The sequence below is a fragment of the Microlunatus soli genome (genome assembly GCF_900105385.1).
Taxonomy (GTDB): domain Bacteria; phylum Actinomycetota; class Actinomycetes; order Propionibacteriales; family Propionibacteriaceae; genus Microlunatus; species Microlunatus soli.
The window spans coordinates 4,867,206-4,888,880 of record NZ_LT629772.1; the positions used below are offsets into that span (position 1 = coordinate 4,867,206).

The window sequence follows — 21,675 nt, forward strand, 5'->3', positions numbered from 1 at the left end:
CCGGTCGACCGGTGGACCGGTCGGTCACTTGGTGGCGATCGCCTCGATCTCAACCAGGATCTCGGGGTTGCCGAAGGACGCACCGATGGTGGACCGAGCCGGAAGACGATCACCGAAGCGGGCGCGGTAGAGCCTGTCGAACTCAGCGAAGTCGGCGACGTCGGCCAGGAAGCACGTGGTCTTGACGACCTGGTCCAAGGTGCTGCCGGCGGCCCGCAGCACCGCCTCGAGATTGTCGATGCCGAGTTCGACCTGCTGCTGCAGGGTGGTGCCAAGACGGCCGTTCGGGGTAGCGCCGATCTGACCGGCCGTGATCACCAGGTTGCCGAGATCGTAGGCCTGGGAGTATGACGCGCCAGGCTGAGCGGCGTCGGTGGTGTTGATCATCGTCGGTTCGATCATCGAATTGCTTCCTCCTGGGAGTCGTTGCCGGGCTTCATCGGATCCGTTGTGCGATGAACTGTCCGTGGCCGGCGCCGGATACCTCGGGGCCGAAGACCGTCCGGCCACGGCTGAGCGTGTAACGCGGGCGCCCGTGTCCGGCGATGCCGTCGTAGATGTCGTAGTCCGAGCCGTTCGCGGTCTCCGGCTCGCCGACGCTCCAGGTCCAGCTCGCATCCGGATCCCAGACCACGATGTCGGCGTCGGCACCGATCTCGATCCGGCCCTTGTCGCCGAGCCCGAACGTCTCGGCCGGGATCCGGGAATTGATGTCGACGAACTGCCGGGTGGTCAACCGGCCGCTGTTGACGCCGAAGTTCCACAACATCGGCATCCGGGAGGCGATCCCGGGAGCACCGGGTTCCATTGCGGTGAAGTCCTGGAAGCCGGCGGATTTGTCCGCCAGGCTGTAGCAGCAGTGATCGCTGGCCACCGCGTTCAGGGTCCCGTCGGCGACCGCCTGCCACAGTCCGTCACGATCGTGCTGGCTGCGGATCGGGGGAGTGATCACGTACTTCCAGCCGTCCTTGCGCTGATAGGCGCTGTCGTCATGGACGAGGTAGTGGGCGCAGGTCTCGGCTCGGACATCGACGCCGACGGACCTGGCCTCCTGGATCTGGCCGAACGCGTCCAGACCGGACACGTGGTAGATGTACACCGGTGAGTCGAACTCCTCGGCGAAGCCGACGATCTCACGGATCGAAGCCCGCTCGGTATGGCCCGGTCGGCTCTGCGGGAAACGGGGGATCGTCGTCGGCCCGTGGGTGCGCGTGGCCGCCAACGCATCGGTCAGCAGGGCATGATGCTCGGCGTGGAACCCGGGGAGTCCGCCCGCTTCGGCAGCCACCCGGATGAACCGGCGGATGTCGGCAGTCTCCATCCGGGAGTCGTAGGTGGTGTAGACCTTGAAGGAACTCAGCCCCATCGAGATCAGTTGCGCGATCTCAGCATTCCGCTCGGCGTTCAGTTCCGTGATCACCGGGTGAAGGGTGTAGTCGATCACCGACGCGCCGGCCTGTTCGAGTCGCTCCTCGGCTGCCGCGATCAATGATCCCTGCCGTCCCGGAACGAAGTCGATCACGGCCGTGGTGCCCCACGCTGCCGCCCGCGCGGTCGCCGATCCGAAGTCGTCGTGCCCGGTCCCGCCACTTGCCAACGGCCAGGCGATATGAGTGTGCGGGTCGATTCCGCCGGGCATCACGATGCAGCCACGCGCATCCAGGACCCGGTCGGCAGTCACCGTTCCGGGTGCACCGATCGCGACGATCCGGCCGTCGGTGATGCCGACATCGAAGGCACCTTCGTCGTGTGCGGTCACCACGTGGCCACCGCGGATCACCTGCTGCGGACGGGTATCGGGCTCAGTCATTGTGAGCCCCTCCTCTCTGTTGGGTACACCTGTTGTGTCAGATCGACGATCCCGGTGGCGATCGGCACGGAGAAGTCGAGCGCCGTCTCGGCCAACAGGCTTCGGTTGTCCAGTTCCTCGGACCAGGACGGCTGCGGGCCGTCGGTCTGCTCGATCTGCAACGGGATTCCGATCGCGGTGGCCACCAGACGTGCGATCTCCCGATGATCAACTTCTGCTTGCACGAGGTGATAGGGATGATCACCGAGCGCGCGACGGTGAACGAGCTCGGCCAGGAACCTCGCCGCATCCTGGACGTGTACCAGCGGCTCGCGCGCGTCCCGTCCCAGCCGGACCCGGCCGTTCGCCAGAAGATCATCGGCGATGCCGGTGATGATGTGGTCGGTCCGCCGGCCGGGACCGTAGAGCGACCCGATCCGGACTGCCACGGCCGGCATCCCCCGCGATCGGTAGACCTCGACGAGATCCTCGCCGAACCGTTTGGTTGCGGCATAGACGGTCGTGGGCCGGCGGCTCCCGATCTGCTCGACAGCGGCGACGCTCGAGGCGACGACGACGTACGGCCGCGGTTCGAGCCGCTCGCAGGCATCCAGCAGATGGACTGTTCCGGTTGCGTTCACCGCGGTCACCAACGGTGCATCATCGGCAGCGACCATCGGGCCGGAGATGCCTCCGAGATGAACCACTGCGGACGGTTCGTGGTCCGCGATGACGGCTCGCACCCGCTCCGCATCACGCAGATCGACATCCAAGTCGATCCCCAGAACGTCTTCGCCGGCCTCGTTCAGGTGATCGACGACCGTCCGGCCCAGGAAGCCGTCCGCGCCGGTGACGACGACCCGCATCGGATGTCAGGCCTGCCCGGAGGCAAAATGCTGGATCACGTCCTCGACCGGCACCACATCGGCATACCGCTGGTCGATGTCGAACAGGTTCGCAGTGTGAGCCGAGGGGGAGCGATCGCCCACTGCCTCGGCCGGCACGATGGCGTGGAAGCCGAGGTCGAGAGCGCTCTCGGAGGTGGCTCGGATGCAGCCACTCGTCGAGCATCCGACGATCACCACGGTGTCGATGCCTCGATCGACCAGGATGCTGATCAGGTTGGTGTTCAGGAAGGCGCTCGCTCGTGGCTTCTCGATCAGCGGCTCGTCGGCGCGCCGCTCGAGCTCGGCGATGACCTGGGTCGCCTGCTCGCCACGGATCATCTTCTCCGCGTGTGGGGTTTTCAGCCTGCTGACCCGGCTCACATCCGACATGGCGGCGTCGTAGGCCATGGTCGTGAACAGCACCGGAACGCTGTTGTCGCGGGCGGACGTCAGGACCCTGCTGATCTGCTGGGTCACGCCGCCGAGGTCGGAGCCGATCATGGCCTCGGGCTCGGTCCAATTGCCCGCCATGTCGATCACCAGGACGGCCGGCCGGGAACCCCAGCCGACGCGGCCCCCGAAGCCTGCCTGGCGGTAAAAGTCCACCAGCTCGCGGTTGTCCAGGCTGTGGGTCGTGTTGTTCTGAGTCACACGGTCTCCATTCCTCAATTTTGATAAACGTATCTCAACAGCGGGAGAGCTTACAATGTGTCGAGCAAGTTAGCCAGCCCTGCTGGTCGATGCTCAGAGGCAAAGGATTCATGACCGTCACCGATCCCTTGGATGAACTCCTCCCCGACGAGGTCGTGCTTGTGATGGCGATCGGGGAGTCGCCGCATCCCGTCGGGGCACGGCTGGCGCTGCGGGCGTTGACCGAAGCCGGTGTCCGGTCCAGCGAGGCGAGTGTGTCGCGAATGCTCGGCAAGCTGGACGGTCTCGGGTTGACGACGCAGGTCGGACGCAAGGGGCGGGTGTTGACCCCGCACGGGCGTGCGGTGGTTCAGGCCCGGCGGTCGCGGGCTCGTCGGTCCGAGAGCTTCGAACGTGCATTGGAGCTGCGGACGGTCGCTGAGGTGCTGGACTGGCTCCGGGCCCGGCGGGCAATCGAGAGCGAAGCGGCATATCTCGCCGCCCTTCGCGTCCAGCCGGAGATGGTCGACCGGATGGGGGAGGCCGTTGCAGCGCACGAACATGCGGCACAGGTCGGCCGGCTCGGCTTCAGGATCGTCGGTATGGATTTCCATCGCCTGTTGGCGGAGGCTGCGGACAGCCCGGTCTTCCAGGCGTTGATCGAAAGTCTGATCGCGCCGCGTGCGGTGGCGGTCGAACAGACTCTCGACATGATCCTCGCAGCGCGTGGCACCATCGCCGACTCCGCTGATGATCATCGACGCCTGCTGGCCGCGATCACCGCCAAGTCGCCCGATGCGGCACGCACCCTGATGCACGATCATCTCGCCCGGATGGAGCGAGAGGTCGAGCAGTTCAGTCAGGAGACGAACAACCTGCTGACCAGCGCGCTCGGGCTCGTCGACGACTCGGTCGGCGTGAATTGAGCTGAGCAGCTGCTCGCTGTCGATCGACCGGGCGAAGTCCTTGCGCGCAGTGCCGACTGCCTGTACTGTCCCTCAAATATGAGGAACTAACCTCATCAAGCACGGGGGAATAGCAAATCAGAGGGAAGCCGTTCTGCCCCGGATCGAGGCACACCTGACCGTGCCGGTCAACGAGCGAAGGTGTTTGCAATGGCGCGAGTGACAGAAGAGATTCCTGCGCGTGGCGGCGCAGCGATCCTCAACAATCCGGACCTCAGTCCGACGAAGCCCGAGGACCGCCGATGGGGTGCCTGGAGCTTTGCGGCCGTCTGGATGGGGATCGCCCACAACGTGAACCAATGGATCCTGGTGGCCGCCATGCTCGCTGCGGGGATGTCGGTGTGGCAAGCCGGCGCCGCGGTCGTGATCTCCTTCGGCGTGGTGTACGTGGCGATCATCCTGAGCGGTTCGATCGGTGCCCGACACGGACTCGCGTTTCCGCCGATCGTCCGCGCGATCTTCGGCGAATGGGGTGCCTACATCCCGATCATCCTGCGTAGCCTGTCCGGCGTTGCCCAGCTCGGAGTGTTCGTCTACGTCACCGGCGAGGGCATCGCGATGACCCTCAAGGCAGCAATTCCGGGATTCGCCGGCTTCGATGCGGTCTCGATCGTCGGGATGCGCGGTACCGACGCTGTGGGATATGTGATCGCGTTCGTCCTGCACCTGGTGATCGTGACCCACGGCATCGAACGGGTGCGGAAGTTCGAGCTGATCGCCGGTCCGTTGATCATGGCGCTGGCGATCGGTCTCTTCATCTGGGCTGTCGTGGTGGCCGGCGGCTTCGGCCCGATCGCGTCGATGCCTGCCACCGTGCACGGAACCGAGTTCTGGGGCCTCTTCTTCCTTTCCATCGCAGGCCTGATCGGCTCGATGTCGAGCTTGGTCGTCAACAATCCTGATCTTGCTCGGTTCGCGCGGTCACAGAAGTCCCAGCTCTTGGGACAGGGTATCGGTGTCCCGATCATGTTCGCCGTCTTCTCTGCGGTGACGATCGTTGCGACGGCAGGAACCAAATTCGCGTTCGGGCACATCATCCAGGACCCGATCAAGATCTTCGGTGAGTTCGACAACCCGATCGTCGTCGTGATCGGCAGTCTGATCATCGCCTCTTCCACGCTGTCGCTGAACGCGGCAACGAACGCCGTGGCCGCCGGCTTCGACTTCGCTGCGCTGTTCCCGCGGCATCTGAACTTCCGCCGGGCCACGACCGTCGCGTTGGTCATCGGACTGTTCGCGGTGCCCTGGCTCTGGTACGGCATCGGCCAGTTCACGACGATCTTCTACGGATTCCTCGGGGTCGTGATGGGGCCGATCTTCGGCATCATGATCGCTGACTACTACATCCTGCGGCGTCGCCAGATCGACATCCCTGCCCTGTACACCACGACCGGCATCTACTCCTACCGCAACGGCTGGAATCATGCGGCGATCGTGTCCCTGACACTGGGCACCATTGTGGCCGGTTGCGGGGCCGTCATTCCGGGGTTGGCGGTGTTGTACCAATTCAACTGGTTCGTCGGCGTATTCGTCGGTGGTGTGGTGTATCTGGCGCTGACCTGGCGCCCCGGAGTGGGAGTCCGACAAGACGAGGGGAGACGTAGCAGTGGTGAACAACAAGGGTGATCGGCAGTCGGTCGTGATCACCGGCGTCGGCGGCGGGCCGGGGCTGGGATACGAACTGCCGCTGGCCTTCGCCCGCAGCGGCGCAGAACTCACGATCAACAGCTATCAGGAATCGGAGTCCGACCTCGACCAGCTGCTGTCGGAGCTTCGGCCGTTGGGGTGTGAGCCGGCGGTGGTGGTCGGCGACATCTCGACCGAGCAGGTCGCCCAGGAACTCGTCGCCACGGCGGAATCCCGATACGAGCGGGTTGACGTCCTGGTCAACAATGCGTCGATCTCGACGCCGACACTGTGTCATGAGATGTCGCTGGAACGGTGGCAACGCACCATCGACGTCAATCTCACCAGCGTGTTCCTCACCACCCGCGCGGCGCTCGGCCCGATGCGCCGGCAACGGTCCGGCCGGATCGTGAACATCGCTTCACAGGTCGGGCAGAAGGGTGCCGTCGAGCACGGCCATTACGCAGCAGCCAAGGCCGGTGTGATCGCCTTCACCAAGTCGATCGCCCGTGAGGTCGCCGACTTCGGGATCACGGCGAACTGCGTCGCGCCCGGCCCGCTGAACACGCGGTTGATGCGGAATGTGTCCCAGGAATGGAGGGATCAGAAGCTCAGCGAACTGGTGCTGCCACGCTTCGGCGAACCGTCCGAGGTCGTTCCGTCGGTTCTTTTCCTGGCTTCGGATCCTGGCGGGAACCTGTACACCGGTCAGACGCTCGGACCGAACTCCGGCGACGTGATGCTGTGACCATGGACCGATAGATTCGTGTGTATGGCACAGGTTGTGATCTGGGGGCACCGCGCCGCACTGGCGGACCGGCGCGATGTGGTCAGCCGAGCGGTGCACGGCGCGATCATGGAAGCCCTGGACTATCCACCGGAGAAGTGCTTCCAACGCTTCGTCCTGCTCGACGAGGACGATTTCGTCCACCCCGCCGATCGTGGATCGGACTACCTGATCATCGAGATCTCGATCTTCGAAGGACGGTCCGAGCGAGCCCGTCGGGAGCTGATCAAGGAACTGTTCGATCGGCTGGCGGACCAGGCCGGGATCGCGCCGCACAGTGTGGAGATCACGATCACCGAGACGCCCCGGGTGAACTGGGGCATCCGTGGCCAGAACGCGGCGGACCTGCAGCTGAACTACGACGTCGAGGTGTGACTGGTCAGCCGGCCCGCCAGGAGGTCAGAACCTTGTCGACGGTACGGCGAATCTTCGGTCGGCGTCGGCCAGACATTCCTGCTCTGCTCGTCGATCGCGTCGGGCTCGGCCAAGACGCCTTGGCGCTCGTACCGTTTCCGAGTACGACTCCACTCGACCACCACTACGGACAGCTTGCCGGCCTTGCGAGCCCGGCGGGTGAGGGCGGTATCACCACGTGGAAGGAAGTCGAGCTGGCCGAAGTCGGCGCAGTCCATACAGAGCGACCCGACGTCGTCCATCGTCAGGAACCCGCCCTGTTCGTGATCATCTCCGCAGCCGGCGCACGTCGAGGGGCGACGGCTGATGATCACCAACGGTTCGCGTGGGCTGTCGTCTCCGTTGGCCATGCCTCCATCCACCACCGACTCGGGCCGGCCGACCAGCTCCTCTTCACGGGGGAGAAGTTATCCACAGATTCGAACGTGCTGGTGATTCTGTCGGTCTGTCCGGGTAGTATTTGATCATGGAAGACGCCCTCGAAGATCTCGATGATCGCGGCCTGGTTGATACAGCCGTGACCAATCGGGATGCCGAGGTTGCGGCCGGTTGCCGGATGCTGCAGGTGGCGGCCGTGTGGGCCGATCGGCATCCGGCCGACGGGCTGTTTCATCAGCGGACGCCGCTGGCCATGGCCGGTGAGCGGACGATGCGGTTCGGTGGCGAGGGCACCCCGGATGTCGCCGAGTTCGCCCCGGCCAAGCTGGGGCTGGAGATCGGGCTGAATCCGGCCCAGTCCCAGGCGCTGGTCGCCGATGCGCTCGATCTCCGGCATCGGCTACCCCGGTTGTGGAGTCGAGTGCGGCACGGCAACGTGCCTGCCTGGCAGACCCGCCGGATCGCCTACCGGACCCGGACGTTGAGCCTGGAGCAGGCCGGTCTGGTGGATGAGCGGCTGGCTCCTTTCGTCGGCAAGGTGTCGGCGGGCCGGTTGGAGAACAAGATCATGGCCGAACTGATCCGCGTCGATCCCGAAGGATTCGCCCGGGCAGCGGAGAAGGCGGCGACCGATCGGGACGTGAGGCTGCGCCGGCCCAACGAGTACGGCCAGCAAGAGGTGTCGATGCTGCTGGACGCCCCCCGACGCGGGCGACGTGTACGGCACGGCCGATCACGTGGCTGACGTCCTGTTCAAGGACCCGACGCTCCTGCCCGAGGGAATTTCCGATCGCGGCGCGACGACGAAGGGGGAGTGGCGAGCGGTCGCCGGCTGGCTGATGTCGCAACCGGCATTGGTGCTGCAGATCCTGACCGCCGCCGACCGGCCCGACCTCTTCACGGACCTCGAAGCTCCTGAGCCTGTCGAAGGACCGACCCCTGACATTGATGATCATGAACCGGCCGCCCAACCACCGAGCCGCGTCGCGAACTCGATCATCCCGGCGGCGTTGTCCCAGGCCGAGCGCGAACGACTCTTCACCGAGCTCGCGAGGCGGATCGATCCGAACAGACTCGCACCACGGCGCGTGCTGCATGTCCACGTCTGCGCTGACGCGTTGATGAATCCCGATCAGCATCCGGCCCGCACCGAAGGGCTCCGTCCGATGGTGGCAGCCTCCGTGCGCAAGTGGCTGGACGGCAGCCGGGTGACCGTGCAGCCGGTGATCGACCCCGACAACATCCAACCCGTTGACAGCTACGAGACGCCGCCGCGGATAGCCGAGGCGATCTTCACCCGGTCACCGGGCAGTGTCTTCCCGTGGTCCAGCTCTCTGGGTCGCAATCTTGATCATGATCACACGATCTCCTACGTCCCGCCACCGGAGGGTCCGCCGGGTCAGACCGGCGTTCACAGTCTCGGACTTCTGAACCGACCCGAACTCCGAGGTAAGACCTTCCTCATCGTTCGTGTCAGGCAGCCACAGCCCGGAGTCTTCGTGTGGCGCACCGATTATGGACGGGTGATCATCACCAACCCGGCCGGCACCCACGATCTCGGCACCGGCAGTTTTCCCGACACCATCTGGGAAGCAGTCAAACACTGCGGGCTGCTCGCAAACACGCAGCAATCCTGAGGCCTTCGCCCGCGGGCACAGCGCGAATCGTGTGATCGCGTTGTGCCCCGACCACGGAATGCCTGACGCTGAATCACGCCCAGGTCAGCTGGAGCGCCGCAGACCTACCTGGTTGGAGATCCTGGCCAGGCGATCACCCGTGATGCCGGACACCAGGAGACAATGAGCAACTCCACGGAGCGGCTGACTGACGCATACCAGCCGACAAATGGTCCGAGACACGGCTGAGGTCTGCGCCATATCATCTGTGATATGACGACGAGCGTCCATGAGTACACCGAGATCACCGATGCCGATCAGCTGACCGAGGTGATCGGGGAAGCGCTGCCGGCGGTCCGCAACAAGGAACGCGACCGGCTGGATGATCTTGATGTGCAGTGGCTGGCGGCGTCGCCGTTCTGTGTTGTGGCCACCTCCGACGCCGAGGGCAATGTCGACGCCTCGCCCAAGGGCGATCCGGCCGGTCAGTTGGCGTACGTGATCGACGATCGGACGATCGCGATCGCCGAACGTCCGGGCAACCGCCGGGCCGATGGCTATCACAACATCCTGTCCAACCCGCATGTCGGATTGATCTTCCTGATCCCGGGTCGGGGCGACACCCTGCGGATCAACGGCCGGGCTCGGCTGGTGCGCGATGCGCCGTTCTTCGACGCGATGATCGTCAAGGGGCATCGGCCGGTGCTGGCGGTCGTCGTCGAGATCGACACGATCTTCCATCACTGTGCGAAGGCGTTCCTGCGGTCCAAGCTGTGGCAGCCGGACAGTTGGAAGCTCGACGCCGTTCCGTCCCGTGCGGAGCTGGCCAAGAAGCTGGACAAGAAGGACGCCGATCTCGACGAGCTGCGGACCTACTACGACGAGGCGAACTACGCCAAGAAGCTTTACCAGGCCTAGCGGGCTAGGGTTCGGGTCGTGGCAAGCAAGACCCGGCAACCAGAACAACAGGCGCCGCCCGTGCAGCGGCTCCGGATCCGTTACGCCAAGCGCGGCCGGTTGCGGTTCACCAGCCATCGCGACTTCGGCCGTGCCTTCGAACGCGCACTGCGACGGGCCGGCATCCCGATGGCGTACTCGTCGGGGTTCTCCCCGCACCCGCGGATCTCCTATTCGACGGCCTCGCCGACCGGCGCGGCCAGCGAAGCGGAGTACCTGGAGATCGCCCTGGCCCAGGTGTGTGTACCCGAGTTGGTGAAGTCGGAGCTGGATCGCGCACTGCCACCGGGTCTGGACGTGCTCGGCGTCGTGGAATCCGACGGGTCGTCGCTCGCCGACCGGCTGACCGGATCGGCCTGGCGGATCGAGTTGCCAGGAGTCGCACCCGACGTGATCAGCGCGGCGGTCACGACGTTCCTGGCGGCCGATAGCGCTCCGGCCGAGCGGATGACCAAGAACGGTCTGCGCACCTTCGATGCCCGGGAGTCGGTGCTTCGTTTGGTCGCCGACGATCAGGGGATGGAGCTGGTCACCCGACACCTGACGCCGCTGGTCAGGCCGGATGACGTCCTCGGGGCGATGACCAGGCTGCTGCCGGCCTTCGCGCCGTCGCAGCCACTGATCACCCGGTTGCGCCAAGGTGAGGTCAATCACACCACAGGAGACATCGTCGAGCCCTTCTGAGTGTTTGCCGGGGCAATGGTCGGGCGGCTACCCACTCTGTGGGATACTGGGTCCAGACGAGGACATCACCAGTGAGAGGTAGTCCGCCGTCGATCTGCAGGACAGTCCCGAGCGGGGTGACAGCTCGCTGCCGGGACACGCGCGACCAGGACCGCGACGAGGGAACGCCGGCTGACGGCAGCTCGACCGCGGCAGGATCGCGTGGCTCGTTCTGCACCGGATAAGGCTTTGCGACCTCGTGTCGCGTACGACATTCGGCGCGTTTGTCACGCGCCGTGGAGGATCCTGGATGCTCGATTCAGAGCCCGAGAACAACACCGGCGCCGATTCGGCTGCCGCACAGACGCCACCCACCCGCCGCCGCGCAGCAAGCCGACCGGCCGGGCCGCCGCGGACGGTCGAGACCCCGACCAGCCCGGCCGAGGACGCCGCCGCTGAAACGACGGAGCCGGCGAAGAAGACGACCGCCAAAAAGGCTCCGGCCAAGAAGGCGGCTGCCAAGAAGAGCACCGCGAAAAAGGCGCCGGCCAAGAAGACCACCGCCAAGAAGACCGCGGCGAAGAAGACCGCGGCGAAGAAGACCACCACGAAGAAGGCGGCGGCCGCCACCATGACGGCCGAAGCCGAGCCGGCCGAGCAGCCGACCCTGGACTCGGTCGAACCGGTCGACGAGCCCGCCGCCAAGGCCCCGGCGAAGAAGACGCCGGCGAAGAAGACGGCGAAGAAGGCTGCCGCGAAGAAGACGACGACGCGCAAGAGGACGACGCGTAAGACGGCCGCGAGCGAGCAGGAGTCGGAGCCGGAGAGCGTCGAGACGGCTCCCGCGGAGCCCGTTGACACCCCCGTTGAGCCGGTTGGTCCCGGTGAGCCGGTTGGTCCCGGTGAGCCGGTTGGTCCCGGTGAGCCGGTTGGCCCCGGTGAGCCGGTTGCCCCCGTTGAGACCGCTGCCGAGCCGGTTGAAGCTGCCGCCGAGCCGGTTGAAGCTGCCGCCGAGCCGGTTGTGGAGCCCGCCGAGACCGACGCCGCGATCGAGGCGGCGATCCAGTCCGCCATGAACGCCGCTGCCCGCGCCGAGCAGGACTCCGGCGACGAGACCGATGACGCGCAGGACTCTGCGGAGTCCGACAACTCAGACGATTCGGACGATTCCGACGAATCGCCCGAGGGGCAGTCCGAGGGCGGCTCCCGGCGTCGCCGTCGGCGTCGTGGTGGCCGCCGACGCCGCCGCGGTCGGGATCGTGACGACGACTCCGAGTCCTCCGACAACGCCGACTCACAGCACTCCGACACCTCCGCCGACGACAAGCAGTCCGAAGCGACCAAGGACCAGGCCGACAACAAGAAGGCCGACGACAACAAGTCCGACGACAACAAGTCCGACGATGACGGCGACTCGGGTGAGGACGGGGGCCGTCGGCGTCGGCGGCGTCGGCGCCGTCGTCGTGGCGAGGACACCGGCGGTTCGGCTGACGATCCGAGCGATGTCGTCGTCCGGGTCCGGGAGCCGCGGAAGGCGTCCGACCAGGTCACCGGCATCGACGGCTCGACCCGGATGGAGGCCAAGCGGCAGCGTCGGCGGGAGGGCCGCGAGGCCGGCCGTCGTCGGGCACCGATCATCAGCGAGGCCGAGTTCCTGGCTCGCCGCGAGTCGGTCAACCGCAAGATGGTCATCCGGCAGCGCGACGATCTGGCCCAGATCGCGGTCCTCGAGGACGGCATCCTGGTCGAGCATTATGTCGACCGGGAGAGCGCCAACTCGCTGATCGGCAATGTCTACCTCGGCCGGGTGCAGAACGTGCTGCCCTCGATGGAAGCAGCGTTCATCGACATCGGCCGCGGACGCAACGCCGTGCTGTATGCCGGCGAGGTCGACTGGGACTCGTTCGGTGCGAACGGACCGGACCGCAAGGTCGAGAAGGTGCTGAAGTCCGGCCAGACCGTCCTGGTCCAGGTCACCAAGGACCCGGTCGGCGCCAAGGGTGCCCGGCTCACCAACCACGTCTCGATCCCGGGCCGCTACGTCGTGTACGCACCCGGCGGCCATCTGTCCGGAATCTCCCGCAAGCTGCCCGACACCGAGCGCAAGCGGCTGAAGGAGATCCTCGACGAAGCCGTCGGCGAGACGGCCAGCGTGATCGTCCGCACCGCTGCTGAGGGTGCGAGCGAGGAGGAGCTGACCCGCGACGTCAACCGGCTGAAGGCACAGTGGGAGGACATCGAGAAGAAGGTCAAGAGCGGTTCGGCACCGCAGCAGCTGTATGCCGAGCCCGACCTGACCCTCCGGATCGTCCGGGACCTCTTCACCGAGGACTTCGCCGAGCTGATCATCCAGGGCAACGGCTCCACCACCGACGCCTTCGACGCGATCGAGGGCTACGTCCAGCACGTCGCGCCGCACCTCGTCGACCGGATGAAGCGTTGGGACGCCGAGTCCGCCGGTGATCTGTTCGGCAGCTACCGGCTGGACGAGCAGATCGCCAAGGGGCTGGAGCGCAAGGTGTTCCTGCCGTCGGGTGGCTCGCTGATCATCGACCGCACCGAGGCGATGACCGTGATCGACGTCAACACCGGCAAGTTCACCGGCAGCGGCGGCAACCTCGAGGCCACCATCACCTCCAACAACCTGGAGGCGGCCGAGGAGATCGTCCGTCAGCTCCGGCTGCGGGACATCGGCGGCATCATCGTGATCGACTTCATCGACATGGTGCTGCCCAGCAACCGGGAGCTTCTGCTGCGGCGGTTGGTCGAGTGCCTCGGTCGTGACCGGACCAGACATCAGGTCGCGGAGGTGACCAGCCTCGGCCTGGTGCAGATGACCCGGAAGCGGATCGGCACCGGCCTGCTGGAGGCGTTCAGCACCGAGTGCCCGCATTGCCACGGTCGTGGGGTCGAACTGCACGAGATGCCGGTCGCCGACGCCAAGCTCTCCGACGGCGGCAGCCGCGACGAGCAGAACAGCGGCGGCGGTCGCAGCGGACGCGGTGGACGGCGCAACCGCGGTCGGCGCGGCGGCGGTCGGGACAACAATTCCGACAACGGCAATTCCGACAACGGCAACGGTGGCGACGACTCCAGCTCCAAGGAAGCGAACAGCGAGAAGGCACCCGTCAGCTGAACCGATGTGATGTCGCCCCAGCCGGTCGGCCGGCTGGGGCGATCATCGTTGTTGGCCCGGGTGTCGTGCGATGGGGCGGGCACGAGCAGGTCCGATTCGGCCAGACACTACCGTGGGGTCCATGAAGCCGCTGGTGGTTGCTGTCGTCGGAGCCGGTCCGTCCGGCATCTACGCCGCTGAGGCGTTGATCCAGCAGTCGGAGATCCCGATCAATGTCGCCGTCATCGACAAGTTGCCGGTGCCGTTCGGGCTGGTCCGATACGGCGTCGCGCCGGACCACCCGAGCATCCGGTCGATCCGCAACACCCTGGAACGAACGCTGGAGCGGGAGGACGTCCGCTTCTTCGGCAACGTCGCGATCGGTCGCGACCTGAGCGTCGAGGAACTGCGCGGCGCAACCGATGCGGTGATCTATGCCTATGGAGCCGCCAGTGACCGGCATCTCGGGGTGACCGGCGAGGAGCTGACCGGTAGTATCGCCGCCCCCGACCTGGTCGCCTGGTATTGCGGCAATCCCGACGTCCATCCCGAGACCAGCATCCATGATCAGCAGCAGCACAACCCGGTCGAGGAGTTGATCACCCGGACCCGGGAGGCGGTGGTCGTCGGCGCCGGCAATGTCGCCCTGGACGTGGTCCGGGTGCTGATCAAGAACAACGACGAGCTGGACGACACCGACATGGCCGACGAGGTACTGGCGGTGCTGGCCGACAAGTCGGTCACCGATGTGCACCTGCTGGCCCGTCGCGGACCGGCCTACACGGCGTTCACCACCAAGGAACTCCGTGAGCTCGGCAAACTGACCGATGTGGACCTCGTCCTGGAGCCGGCCGACTTCGAGCTCAACGAGGTGGACCGCGCGGTGGTCGCCGCCGACAAGGTCGCCGCACGCAACCTGGCGGCGATGGAGGACTGGCTGCAGCGTGAACCGTCCGGCGCCTCGCGGCGGATCCATCTGCACTTCTGGACCCGGCCGACCAAGATCAACAGTTCCGACGATCCGGCGGCTGTCGGTGCGGTCGAGATCGAACGGACCAGATTGAACGGCGAGGGCCGGCTGGAGTCGGCCGGGGACCTGCCGGCGATCGAGGCCCAGTTGGTGGTGCGCTCGGTCGGCTACCGCGGCACCGCCCTGGACGGCGTCCCGTACGACGAGGGCACCGGACGGGTGCCGCATGCGGCCGGCCACGTGCTCCGGGACGGCACCTTCTCACCCGACGAATACGTGACCGGCTGGATCAAGCGGGGGCCGACCGGCGTGATCGGCACCAACAAATCCGACGCAGTGGAGACAGTGCAGGCGCTGTTGCACGACGTCGCCGACGAGGCGCTGTCCGCCGGCCACAGCATCGACGAACTCACCGACCTGCTGGCTGCTCGCGGTGTGACGCCGCTGGGGATGGCCGACTGGCATCGGATCGACGCCGCCGAGGTGTCCCGCGGTCAGGGACACGGCCGGGACCGGACGACCATCGCTCATCGATCCGAGTTGCTGGCCGCCGCAGCCGACGATCAGTAGACCAGCAACGCGGTCCCGAAGGCCACGAAGGCGATCGTGTGCCCGGTCGCCCGCAGCACGTTGGCTCGATTCCAGCGACCCTCGAACGCGGCACGCTGCGAGGTCGAGGCCAGCGCATTGTTCAGCGGGATGTTCACCGCGAACGTGATGATCAGCGAGGCTGCGTAGACGGCGACCGCCGTGATCGTCCAGGGCAGCGCCGCCGATCCGCCGACCGCGACCACGATCACCGCCAACACACCGAAGATCGCAGCACCGCCGAAACACAGGGCGAACCAGCCGTTCAGGATGACGACGTTGATCTGGTTCATCACCTCGGCGAAGGTGCGGTCGTCGGTCCGCCGTAGCGCCGGCATCACCGCGTAACCGAAGGCCCAGAACAGTCCGGCGGTCAGTCCCGATGTCACCGTCGCCAGCAGCAGGATGATCATGGTCGCGATGATCATGATCGCTGCTGCCAGCCGTCGGCGGCCGCGGTGCGCTCGGCAAAGTCGGCGAAGTCGGCCGGCTCCCGACCGAGGGCCCGCTGGACGCCGTCCGCGACCTCGGAATTGCGACCGTCCAGCACCGTACGGAACAGGTAGCCGAGCAGATCCACCACCTCGGTGGGCACCTGCTGGTCCCGGAGTGCCGCCAGATAGGCGTCGACGGCGACCGTGCTGAAGGTGATCTCCCGGCCCGTCGCACGAGAGATCTCCTTGACCGCATCGGCAAAGCTGATCGACCGTGGGCCGGTCAGTTCGTAGACCTGACCGGCATGCCGTCCGTCCAGCAGGGCAGCCGTGGCGACATCGGCGATGTCCTCGGCGTCGATGAACGGGTCCGGCACGTCGCCGACCGGAAGCACCAGCTCACCGTCCAGGATTCCGTCGATCATGTAGTCCTCGCTGAAGTTCTGATCGAACCAGCTGCAGCGCAGCACCGTTGTCTGCAGGCCGGTCTGCTGGACGATCCGCTCGCAGGCTTCGGCCTCGTTCTCGCCGCGACCGGACAGCAGGACGATCCGCCGGACGCCGGCCGCGACGGCCAGGTCGCAGAAGTCGCCGATGACCCGCTCGGCGCCCGGCACCGCCAGATCGGGCTGATAGCTGAGGTAGACCGCGTCGACACCCGCGAGTGCCGCGGCCCAGGTGCCGGCATCGGTCCAGTCGAAGGGGACGGGCGCCGACCGGGAGCCGATCCGGACGGTCACGTCGTTGCGGCGATCGAGGCGGTCGGCGATCCGGCGGCCGGTCTTGCCGGTGCCGCCGAGGACGAGAACAGTTGTCGTGGTCATGGCTCAAACCCAACCGCGGCGGCGATCGCCGCACCATGGTCGGACCGCTCACGGTGATGTCCGAAACGCTCGGCCCGACGGCGCCGGACGACGTACGCTGCTGTGCCATGGACGCGCTGAGCAGTCTGTTGGCCGGTCCGCAGGCGCGGGAAGCCCACCTGTTGCGGATGCAGATGACACCCCCGTGGGCGTTGCGGATCGAGGATCGTGCTCCGTTGGCCGTGCTGGTGATGGTCGAGGGGACTGCGACGATCACGCCCGACGGGGCCGACGAGCCGGTGTTCCTGGAGCAGGGCGACGCCGTCGTCGCGCTCGGCGCCACGCCGTATCTGGCCGCTGATCGCCCGGGCCGAGCACCGCAGGTGTTGATCTTGCCCGGTGACCGCTGCGTCGACCTCAGCGGTGCCGATGTCAGTGAGCGGATGAGCCTCGGAGTCCGCAGCTGGGGGAACAGTGCCGACCCCGAGTCCGTCATGTTGATCGGCACCTATCAGCGTCCCGAGGCCGTCAGCCGCAGACTGCTGGAATCCCTGCCAGGGTTGCTGGTGCTGCCGGCCGCCGACCAACCCGAGGCCTTCGTCGACGTGCTGTCGGCAGAGATGATCAAGGATGAGCCAGGACAGACCGCGGTGCTGGACCGACTGCTGGATCTGCTGCTGATCGCGGTGCTGCGCAACTGGTTCACCCGGCACACCGAGAGCGCGCCGGGATGGTATCGGGCGTCGGCCGATCCTCAGATCGGTCGGGTGCTCGGGCTGATCCATGATCATCCGGATCGGCCGTGGACGGTCAGCGTGCTGGCGGCCGAGGTCGGTGTGTCGCGCGCGGCGCTGGCCCGTCGCTTCGGCTCGATGGTGGGAGAGTCGCCGATGAGCTACCTGACGGGCTGGCGTCTCGCGTTGGCCGCGGATCTGTTGCGCGAACCGGACCTCACCCTGGAGACGATCGCTCGCCGGGTCGGCTACGGCAGCGCCTTCGCGTTGAGCACCGCCTTCAAACGTGAGCACGGCGTGAGCCCGCGGGACTACCGGGCGAACGCCGCTTGAGGAGAAACGCCTAGCGTCGGTCCGGCATCGGAGGGTCGGGAGCCAGGGTGCCGTCCGGTGCGATGTGTTCGAAGATCTGCTCGACCATGGTGATCACGTGCGGGTCGTCGACGGTGTAGATCTGCCGGCGCCCGTCCCGGCGGGCACTGATCACCCCGGACAACCGCAACTTGGACAGGTGCTGACTCGCGGTGGCGATCGAGACACCGACCCGCTCGGACAGCGTGCCGACGTCGTACTCGCCCTCCGAGGCCAGCGCCACCAGATGCAGCCGCACGGGCGCCGCCAATAGCGCGAAGGTGCGGGCCGCCGTTTCGAGCTGCGGGCCGGTCGGGTCGGGGATCACTGGGTCATCTTCCCTCTGATCCGGACTCGCTGCGGCGAGATTTCGCCGTGTCCGCCCGTTTCGTCACTTCTTCATTTGCGTAAGTATCAAAATGAAGGCAGGATGGGCCTCGTGCTTCGAGCTCTACGCCCCGTGCTGATCTGCCTGGCCGTCGCTGCGCCGGCGGTCGTGCTTCGGCTGCTCGGCGTCGAGTTGCCGGCACCGGTTGCGCTGCTGGTCTTCGGTGCTGCGGTGGTCGCAGCCTCGTTCATGCTGGCCTGGGCCGCCGAGGCTGCCGAGCACGACATCTCCGGTGGACTGGCGATCGCGATCCTGGCGGTGATCGTGGTGCTGCCGGAGTACGCGGTCGACCTCTATTTCGCCTACACCGCGGGCAGCAACCCCGAGCACGTCGCTTATGCGGCTGCCAACATGACCGGCTCCAACCGGTTGCTGCTCGGCGTCGGTTGGGCGGTGGTGGTGATCGTCGCGCTCGCCGTGGCCGGCAAGCGTTCCGGCCGCCCGGTCAAGGCCGTGGTGCTGGACACCGGGTACCGACTCGAGCTCGGCTTCCTGGCGATCGCCTCGATCCTGTCGTTCCTCATCCCGATCAGCGGCCGGATCCACCTGGTCCTCGGGATCGCGCTGCTCGGCCTGTTCGTGTTCTATCTCGTGCGCGCCGCGCAGGGGGAGTCCGACGACGAGCTGGACCTGGTCGGCCCCGCCGCCCGGATCGGCGACCTGCCCACGGCGCAGCGCCGTGGCCTGGTGATCGGACTCTTCGTGGTGGCCGCCGGGCTGATCCTGTTCTGCGCCGAACCGTTCGCCAACGCGCTGGTGGACAGCGGCACCGTGCTCGGCATCGACCAGTTCCTGCTGGTGCAGTGGCTGGCGCCGCTGGCCTCGGAGGCTCCCGAGCTGATCGTCGCAGTGATCTTCGCCGTCCGCGGCAAGGCTGCTCCCGCGATCGGCATGCTGATCTCGGCCAAGGTCAACCAATGGACGCTGCTGGTCGGCAGCCTGCCGGTGGCCTATCTCGCCGGCGGCGGCTCGGTCGCGCTGCCGATGGACGGACGTCAGGTGGAGGAGTTCGTCCTCACCGCCGCGCAGACGCTGCTCGGCATCGCGGCCCTGCTGAGTCTGCGGTTCTCCCGGGTGCTGGCGTGGACGCTGTTCGGCCTGTTCGTCGTGCAATTCCTGATCCCTGGCACCGAGGGCCGGCTGATCCTCTCCGCGGTCTACGGTGTGCTGGCGATCGGTGCGATGATCATGCATCGCCGGCAGCTGATCCCGACGTTGCTCGCTCCCTTCCGGCGGGAAGCCGCGATCGTGGCCCACGAGCCGGAACCGGTCCGGGATCGGGCATCGGTGGGCTGATCGGCAGCTTCAGTTCGCTGTCAGGTCCTGCCGCCACAGCTCCAGGTCCTGCAGGACGGCCTGTGCGACCGGTAGTTCGCCGACTGCGGCAACGGCATGCTTGCGGGCCCCGTCGTCGTCCAGATCCCGGATCCAGCGGCCGGCGGACCAGGCAGGCTGGCGCGCGACCGCCAGCGGCAACGCCAACCGCTCGGCCCGCGACAAGGGTTCGGTCGTTGCCGCGTCGTAGCGGTCCAGAAGTTCGCGGACCATCCGGCGGTCGCCGGCGTCCGGTAGGCCGCGTCCCGGCTCCAGCAGGAAGAACCAGATCGTCAACGCAAGATCATCGATCCGCCACCGTTCGGCCATGAAGTCGACGTCGATCACCGCGGCGAGTTGATCATCGGCAAACAACACGTTGTTGTCCCAGAAGTCGCCGTGCACGAGCTGTCGACGTTGAACGTCGGCCAGTTCGGACTCCAGCGCAGTGACCGTGTCGACATGTCGGACGACGGCGTCGGGATAGTCCCCGAGCATCGGGTCCTGCCAGGATCTCATCCGCTCGGCGCCCGCGCGGGTCAGCGCCGCCGCGTCGGCCGAGGACAGATGGTTGGCGTACGCGACGGTGTCGGCCGCCGCGGGCAGGTCGGCCGTGCGAAGTGAGTCATGGACACGCGCGAGGGCGCCGAAGCCGACGCGCAGCAGGTCGGGGGTGTTCATCCGGCGGTTCCAGGTGACAAACGGTTCGAGCTCGACCAGCCGGCCGTTGTCCACGGTGATCATTGTGTCGCCGGTCGGATCCGGTAGTGGTGTCACGGTCGGAATGCCGGCCGCCGCGATCGCCCGGCGGGCGCCCTGCAACGCGGCCAGTCGCTCCGGTGTCGTCCAGTCCCGATGGATCCGCGCGACCCGCGCCGTCTCACCGAACTCGAGCAGCACGTTGGTGGTGAAGCTGCCGCCGAGATCCCGCCACCGGTCGGGACGACCGAGACCGTACCGGTGGCCGATCTCCACGGCAAGCTCCGCCGTCGGCAGACATCTCTCGTACGGGTCGTCGTCGATCACGGTGCCGAGGGTAGGCGCCGGCAGCCGGCAGGCCAATCCGATTTCGGTGTACCGGTTCAGCGCGGCGCGCGGACGAGCCGGTCGATCAATTGTTCCAGCGTGGCTTGCGGATCGGAGGTCAGGCCGACGTGCACCGGCGAGGGTTGTACGACCGTGCTGCGTGGAGCGGTCAGCATGCCGAAGCGGGTGACCAGCCCGGAGTTCTCCCGATTGCTGCCGGTGCTCTGCTCGCACGCAGCGAGGACGGCGTCGACGGCTCGTTCGATGGTGGCGATGTCGGCTCCATGATCAAGAGCGCGGATCCGGTCCGGGTCGATCGCCGCGGCCGCACGGAGGAAGTCCAGCTGCTGGCAGTAGATGATCACTCCGACGTTGACGAACTCACCACGTTCCACTCGAGGAACGGCACGCAGGATCGCGTAGCTGTAGGGATACAGGCTCACGGCAACCACTCCGTCGCGCTGTCCAGCCGGGCCAGCAGATAATCGCGGTAGGCGACCCGGGCCGCGTCGGCGTCGGCAGGAGCATTCGGATCGGGGCGGTCGGCGTCGGGGGAGAGCCAGGCGTCCGGGACCAGAGCGGTGATCGTGTCCAGCAGTTCACCGGTGATCACGGAACTGAGTTGATCATGGACGCTGCGCGGATCGCCGACGGCTGCCAACACGTGGTCGTCGTAGCGGTAGGCCGAACGAGCGAAGCGCTGCGGGTCACCCCAGGCGTGATGGAAACGCAGGCAGGCGCCGTGATCGATCGCCCACAGATCCCGATGCCACAGCAGCAGGTTGGTGTTCCGTGCGCTGCGGTCGACGTTGGCCACCAGGGCGTCCAGCCAGACGATCCGGGATGCTTCCTCGGCCGGCACACTGATGCTGGCGTCGAAGCCGATGGAGCCGGGTAGATAGTCCACGGCGAGGTTGACCCCCGCGCTGGCCAGCACCAGCTCCTGCACCTCGAAATCGGGCTCGGATCGGCCGAGTTCGCCGGCGACCTCGATCAGGGCGAGGTCCGGCGTCCGGATCCCCACCGCACGGGCCAGCTCCCCGACGATGATCTCGGCCACCAACGCCTTGGCGCCCTGGCCGGCGCCGGTGAACTTGACGACGTAGGTGCCGAGGTCGTCGGCCTCCATGATCGCCGGCAACGATCCACCCTCACGCAACGGCGTCAGGTAGGTGATCGCGCGGACCGACGGCAGCAGCGACTGCACGGCAGGCACGGACGGTGAGCTCACGGCCTCAGC

Annotated in this window: 23 protein-coding genes; 12 read left to right on the forward strand and 11 right to left on the reverse strand. The window is 66.8% G+C overall.

Annotated features, from left to right (window positions below):
* Positions 1-24: 24 nt before the first annotated feature.
* The 4 genes from BLU38_RS22265 to BLU38_RS22280 are packed head-to-tail and all read right to left on the reverse strand — an operon-like array spanning position 25 to position 3,327.
* Complete coding sequence (locus tag BLU38_RS22265; RefSeq protein WP_197679813.1) at positions 25-402, reverse strand: RidA family protein; 378 nt, start codon at positions 400-402, stop codon at positions 25-27.
* Between the two features lie 34 nt (positions 403-436).
* Complete coding sequence (locus BLU38_RS22270) at positions 437-1,810, reverse strand: amidohydrolase family protein (RefSeq protein ID WP_091527575.1); 1,374 nt, start codon at positions 1,808-1,810, stop codon at positions 437-439.
* Positions 1,807-2,655 (reverse strand): NAD-dependent epimerase/dehydratase family protein, encoded by an 849-nt coding sequence (locus BLU38_RS22275; protein WP_091527576.1) that lies wholly within the window; start codon positions 2,653-2,655, stop codon positions 1,807-1,809. Before BLU38_RS22275 ends, BLU38_RS22270 begins: the two co-directional genes overlap by 4 nt.
* A gap of 6 nt (positions 2,656-2,661) precedes the next feature.
* Positions 2,662-3,327 (reverse strand): isochorismatase family protein, encoded by a 666-nt coding sequence (locus tag BLU38_RS22280; protein ID WP_091527577.1) that lies wholly within the window; start codon positions 3,325-3,327, stop codon positions 2,662-2,664.
* Positions 3,328-3,437: 110 nt separating this feature from the next.
* Between BLU38_RS22280 and BLU38_RS22285 the strand changes: the two genes are divergently transcribed.
* From BLU38_RS22285 to BLU38_RS22300, 4 genes are all read left to right on the forward strand, one after another.
* Positions 3,438-4,232 carry a FadR/GntR family transcriptional regulator gene (locus BLU38_RS22285; RefSeq protein ID WP_157683615.1) on the forward strand — a complete coding sequence of 265 codons (795 nt, stop codon included), beginning with the start codon at positions 3,438-3,440 and terminating at the stop codon, positions 4,230-4,232.
* A 189-nt stretch (positions 4,233-4,421) separates the two neighbouring features.
* Positions 4,422-5,897, forward strand: a complete 1,476-nt coding sequence (locus BLU38_RS22290) for a cytosine permease (protein WP_091527579.1) — start codon at positions 4,422-4,424, stop codon at positions 5,895-5,897.
* The gene (locus BLU38_RS22295; protein WP_197679814.1) at positions 5,878-6,645 is read left to right on the forward strand and encodes an SDR family NAD(P)-dependent oxidoreductase; all 768 of its coding nucleotides are present in this window, start codon (positions 5,878-5,880) and stop codon (positions 6,643-6,645) included. The genes BLU38_RS22290 and BLU38_RS22295 overlap by 20 nt, the downstream gene beginning before the upstream one ends.
* 24 nt (positions 6,646-6,669) lie before the next feature.
* On the forward strand, positions 6,670-7,059 hold the full coding sequence (locus tag BLU38_RS22300) for a tautomerase family protein (protein ID WP_091527580.1): 390 nt from the start codon (positions 6,670-6,672) through the stop codon (positions 7,057-7,059).
* On the opposite strand, the gene BLU38_RS31455 is transcribed toward BLU38_RS22300, so the two are convergent.
* Complete coding sequence (locus BLU38_RS31455) at positions 7,041-7,448, reverse strand: hypothetical protein (protein ID WP_197679815.1); 408 nt, start codon at positions 7,446-7,448, stop codon at positions 7,041-7,043. The two genes, BLU38_RS22300 and BLU38_RS31455, sit on opposite strands and share 19 nt — an antisense overlap.
* 116 nt (positions 7,449-7,564) lie before the next feature.
* Here BLU38_RS31455 and BLU38_RS22310 point away from each other — a divergent pair, with 116 nt between their 5' ends.
* The 6 genes from BLU38_RS22310 (at position 7,565) to BLU38_RS22335 (ending at position 15,367) form a co-directional block, all read left to right on the forward strand.
* Positions 7,565-8,221, forward strand: coding sequence for a DUF222 domain-containing protein (locus tag BLU38_RS22310; RefSeq protein ID WP_091527581.1), 657 nt, complete (start codon positions 7,565-7,567; stop codon positions 8,219-8,221).
* Positions 8,214-9,113 (forward strand): hypothetical protein, encoded by a 900-nt coding sequence (locus BLU38_RS22315; RefSeq protein WP_157683616.1) that lies wholly within the window; start codon positions 8,214-8,216, stop codon positions 9,111-9,113. Before BLU38_RS22310 ends, BLU38_RS22315 begins: the two co-directional genes overlap by 8 nt.
* Before the next feature lie 252 nt (positions 9,114-9,365).
* Positions 9,366-10,010, forward strand: coding sequence for a pyridoxamine 5'-phosphate oxidase family protein (locus tag BLU38_RS22320; RefSeq protein WP_091527583.1), 645 nt, complete (start codon positions 9,366-9,368; stop codon positions 10,008-10,010).
* An 18-nt stretch (positions 10,011-10,028) separates the two neighbouring features.
* A complete protein-coding gene (locus BLU38_RS22325; protein WP_091527584.1) occupies positions 10,029-10,733 on the forward strand; it encodes a TIGR03936 family radical SAM-associated protein in 705 nt (234 codons plus the stop codon).
* Positions 10,734-11,022: 289 nt separating this feature from the next.
* A complete protein-coding gene (locus tag BLU38_RS22330; RefSeq protein WP_091527585.1) occupies positions 11,023-13,848 on the forward strand; it encodes an Rne/Rng family ribonuclease in 2,826 nt (941 codons plus the stop codon).
* Between the two features lie 121 nt (positions 13,849-13,969).
* Positions 13,970-15,367: an FAD-dependent oxidoreductase gene (locus BLU38_RS22335; protein WP_091527586.1), complete on the forward strand. Its 1,398-nt coding sequence runs from the start codon at positions 13,970-13,972 to the stop codon at positions 15,365-15,367.
* Here BLU38_RS22335 and BLU38_RS22340 read toward each other — a convergent pair.
* On the reverse strand, positions 15,361-15,813 hold the full coding sequence (locus BLU38_RS22340) for an anthrone oxygenase family protein (protein ID WP_091527587.1): 453 nt from the start codon (positions 15,811-15,813) through the stop codon (positions 15,361-15,363). The two genes, BLU38_RS22335 and BLU38_RS22340, sit on opposite strands and share 7 nt — an antisense overlap.
* Entirely contained in the window at positions 15,810-16,643 is an 834-nt protein-coding gene (locus BLU38_RS22345) for an NAD(P)H-binding protein (RefSeq protein ID WP_091527588.1), read from the reverse strand. The genes BLU38_RS22340 and BLU38_RS22345 overlap by 4 nt, the downstream gene beginning before the upstream one ends.
* Positions 16,644-16,750: 107 nt before the next feature.
* On the opposite strand from BLU38_RS22345, the gene BLU38_RS22350 reads away from it, so the two are divergent.
* Positions 16,751-17,689: an AraC family transcriptional regulator gene (locus BLU38_RS22350; protein WP_091532957.1), complete on the forward strand. Its 939-nt coding sequence runs from the start codon at positions 16,751-16,753 to the stop codon at positions 17,687-17,689.
* 10 nt (positions 17,690-17,699) lie between these two features.
* Here BLU38_RS22350 and BLU38_RS22355 read toward each other — a convergent pair whose 3' ends face one another.
* Entirely contained in the window at positions 17,700-18,035 is a 336-nt protein-coding gene (locus BLU38_RS22355) for an ArsR/SmtB family transcription factor (RefSeq protein WP_091527589.1), read from the reverse strand.
* A gap of 102 nt (positions 18,036-18,137) precedes the next feature.
* On the opposite strand from BLU38_RS22355, the gene BLU38_RS22360 reads away from it, so the two are divergent.
* The gene (locus BLU38_RS22360) at positions 18,138-19,391 is read left to right on the forward strand and encodes a sodium:proton exchanger (RefSeq protein ID WP_091527590.1); all 1,254 of its coding nucleotides are present in this window, start codon (positions 18,138-18,140) and stop codon (positions 19,389-19,391) included.
* Between the two features lie 9 nt (positions 19,392-19,400).
* On the opposite strand, the gene BLU38_RS22365 is transcribed toward BLU38_RS22360, so the two are convergent.
* Genes BLU38_RS22365 through BLU38_RS22375 form a run of 3 tightly spaced genes read right to left on the reverse strand, consistent with a single transcriptional unit; the run spans position 19,401 to position 21,666 of the window.
* Positions 19,401-20,435 carry a phosphotransferase enzyme family protein gene (locus BLU38_RS22365; RefSeq protein WP_157683617.1) on the reverse strand — a complete coding sequence of 345 codons (1,035 nt, stop codon included), beginning with the start codon at positions 20,433-20,435 and terminating at the stop codon, positions 19,401-19,403.
* Positions 20,436-20,491: 56 nt separating this feature from the next.
* Positions 20,492-20,878 carry a DUF3037 domain-containing protein gene (locus BLU38_RS22370; protein WP_091532959.1) on the reverse strand — a complete coding sequence of 129 codons (387 nt, stop codon included), beginning with the start codon at positions 20,876-20,878 and terminating at the stop codon, positions 20,492-20,494.
* Positions 20,875-21,666 (reverse strand): HipA family kinase, encoded by a 792-nt coding sequence (locus BLU38_RS22375; protein WP_231919983.1) that lies wholly within the window; start codon positions 21,664-21,666, stop codon positions 20,875-20,877. The genes BLU38_RS22370 and BLU38_RS22375 overlap by 4 nt, the downstream gene beginning before the upstream one ends.
* Positions 21,667-21,675: the final 9 nt, after the last annotated feature.

Excerpts from the sequence above, each read along its gene's own strand:
- BLU38_RS22265 (WP_197679813.1), bottom strand. The coding sequence starts at position 402 with ATGATCGAACCGACGATGATCAACACCACCGACGCCGCTCAGCCTGGC.
- BLU38_RS22270 (WP_091527575.1), bottom strand. The coding sequence starts at position 1,810 with ATGACTGAGCCCGATACCCGTCCGCAGCAGGTGATCCGCGGTGGCCAC.
- BLU38_RS22275 (WP_091527576.1), bottom strand. The coding sequence starts at position 2,655 with ATGCGGGTCGTCGTCACCGGCGCGGACGGCTTCCTGGGCCGGACGGTC.
- BLU38_RS22285 (WP_157683615.1), top strand. The coding sequence starts at position 3,438 with ATGACCGTCACCGATCCCTTGGATGAACTCCTCCCCGACGAGGTCGTG.
- BLU38_RS22290 (WP_091527579.1), top strand. The coding sequence starts at position 4,422 with ATGGCGCGAGTGACAGAAGAGATTCCTGCGCGTGGCGGCGCAGCGATC.
- BLU38_RS22300 (WP_091527580.1), top strand. The coding sequence starts at position 6,670 with ATGGCACAGGTTGTGATCTGGGGGCACCGCGCCGCACTGGCGGACCGG.
- BLU38_RS31455 (WP_197679815.1), bottom strand. The coding sequence starts at position 7,448 with ATGGCCAACGGAGACGACAGCCCACGCGAACCGTTGGTGATCATCAGC.
- BLU38_RS22310 (WP_091527581.1), top strand. The coding sequence starts at position 7,565 with ATGGAAGACGCCCTCGAAGATCTCGATGATCGCGGCCTGGTTGATACA.
- BLU38_RS22320 (WP_091527583.1), top strand. The coding sequence starts at position 9,366 with ATGACGACGAGCGTCCATGAGTACACCGAGATCACCGATGCCGATCAG.
- BLU38_RS22330 (WP_091527585.1), top strand. The coding sequence starts at position 11,023 with ATGCTCGATTCAGAGCCCGAGAACAACACCGGCGCCGATTCGGCTGCC.
- BLU38_RS22335 (WP_091527586.1), top strand. The coding sequence starts at position 13,970 with ATGAAGCCGCTGGTGGTTGCTGTCGTCGGAGCCGGTCCGTCCGGCATC.
- BLU38_RS22340 (WP_091527587.1), bottom strand. The coding sequence starts at position 15,813 with ATGATCATCGCGACCATGATCATCCTGCTGCTGGCGACGGTGACATCG.
- BLU38_RS22345 (WP_091527588.1), bottom strand. The coding sequence starts at position 16,643 with ATGACCACGACAACTGTTCTCGTCCTCGGCGGCACCGGCAAGACCGGC.
- BLU38_RS22350 (WP_091532957.1), top strand. The coding sequence starts at position 16,751 with ATGGACGCGCTGAGCAGTCTGTTGGCCGGTCCGCAGGCGCGGGAAGCC.
- BLU38_RS22360 (WP_091527590.1), top strand. The coding sequence starts at position 18,138 with ATGGGCCTCGTGCTTCGAGCTCTACGCCCCGTGCTGATCTGCCTGGCC.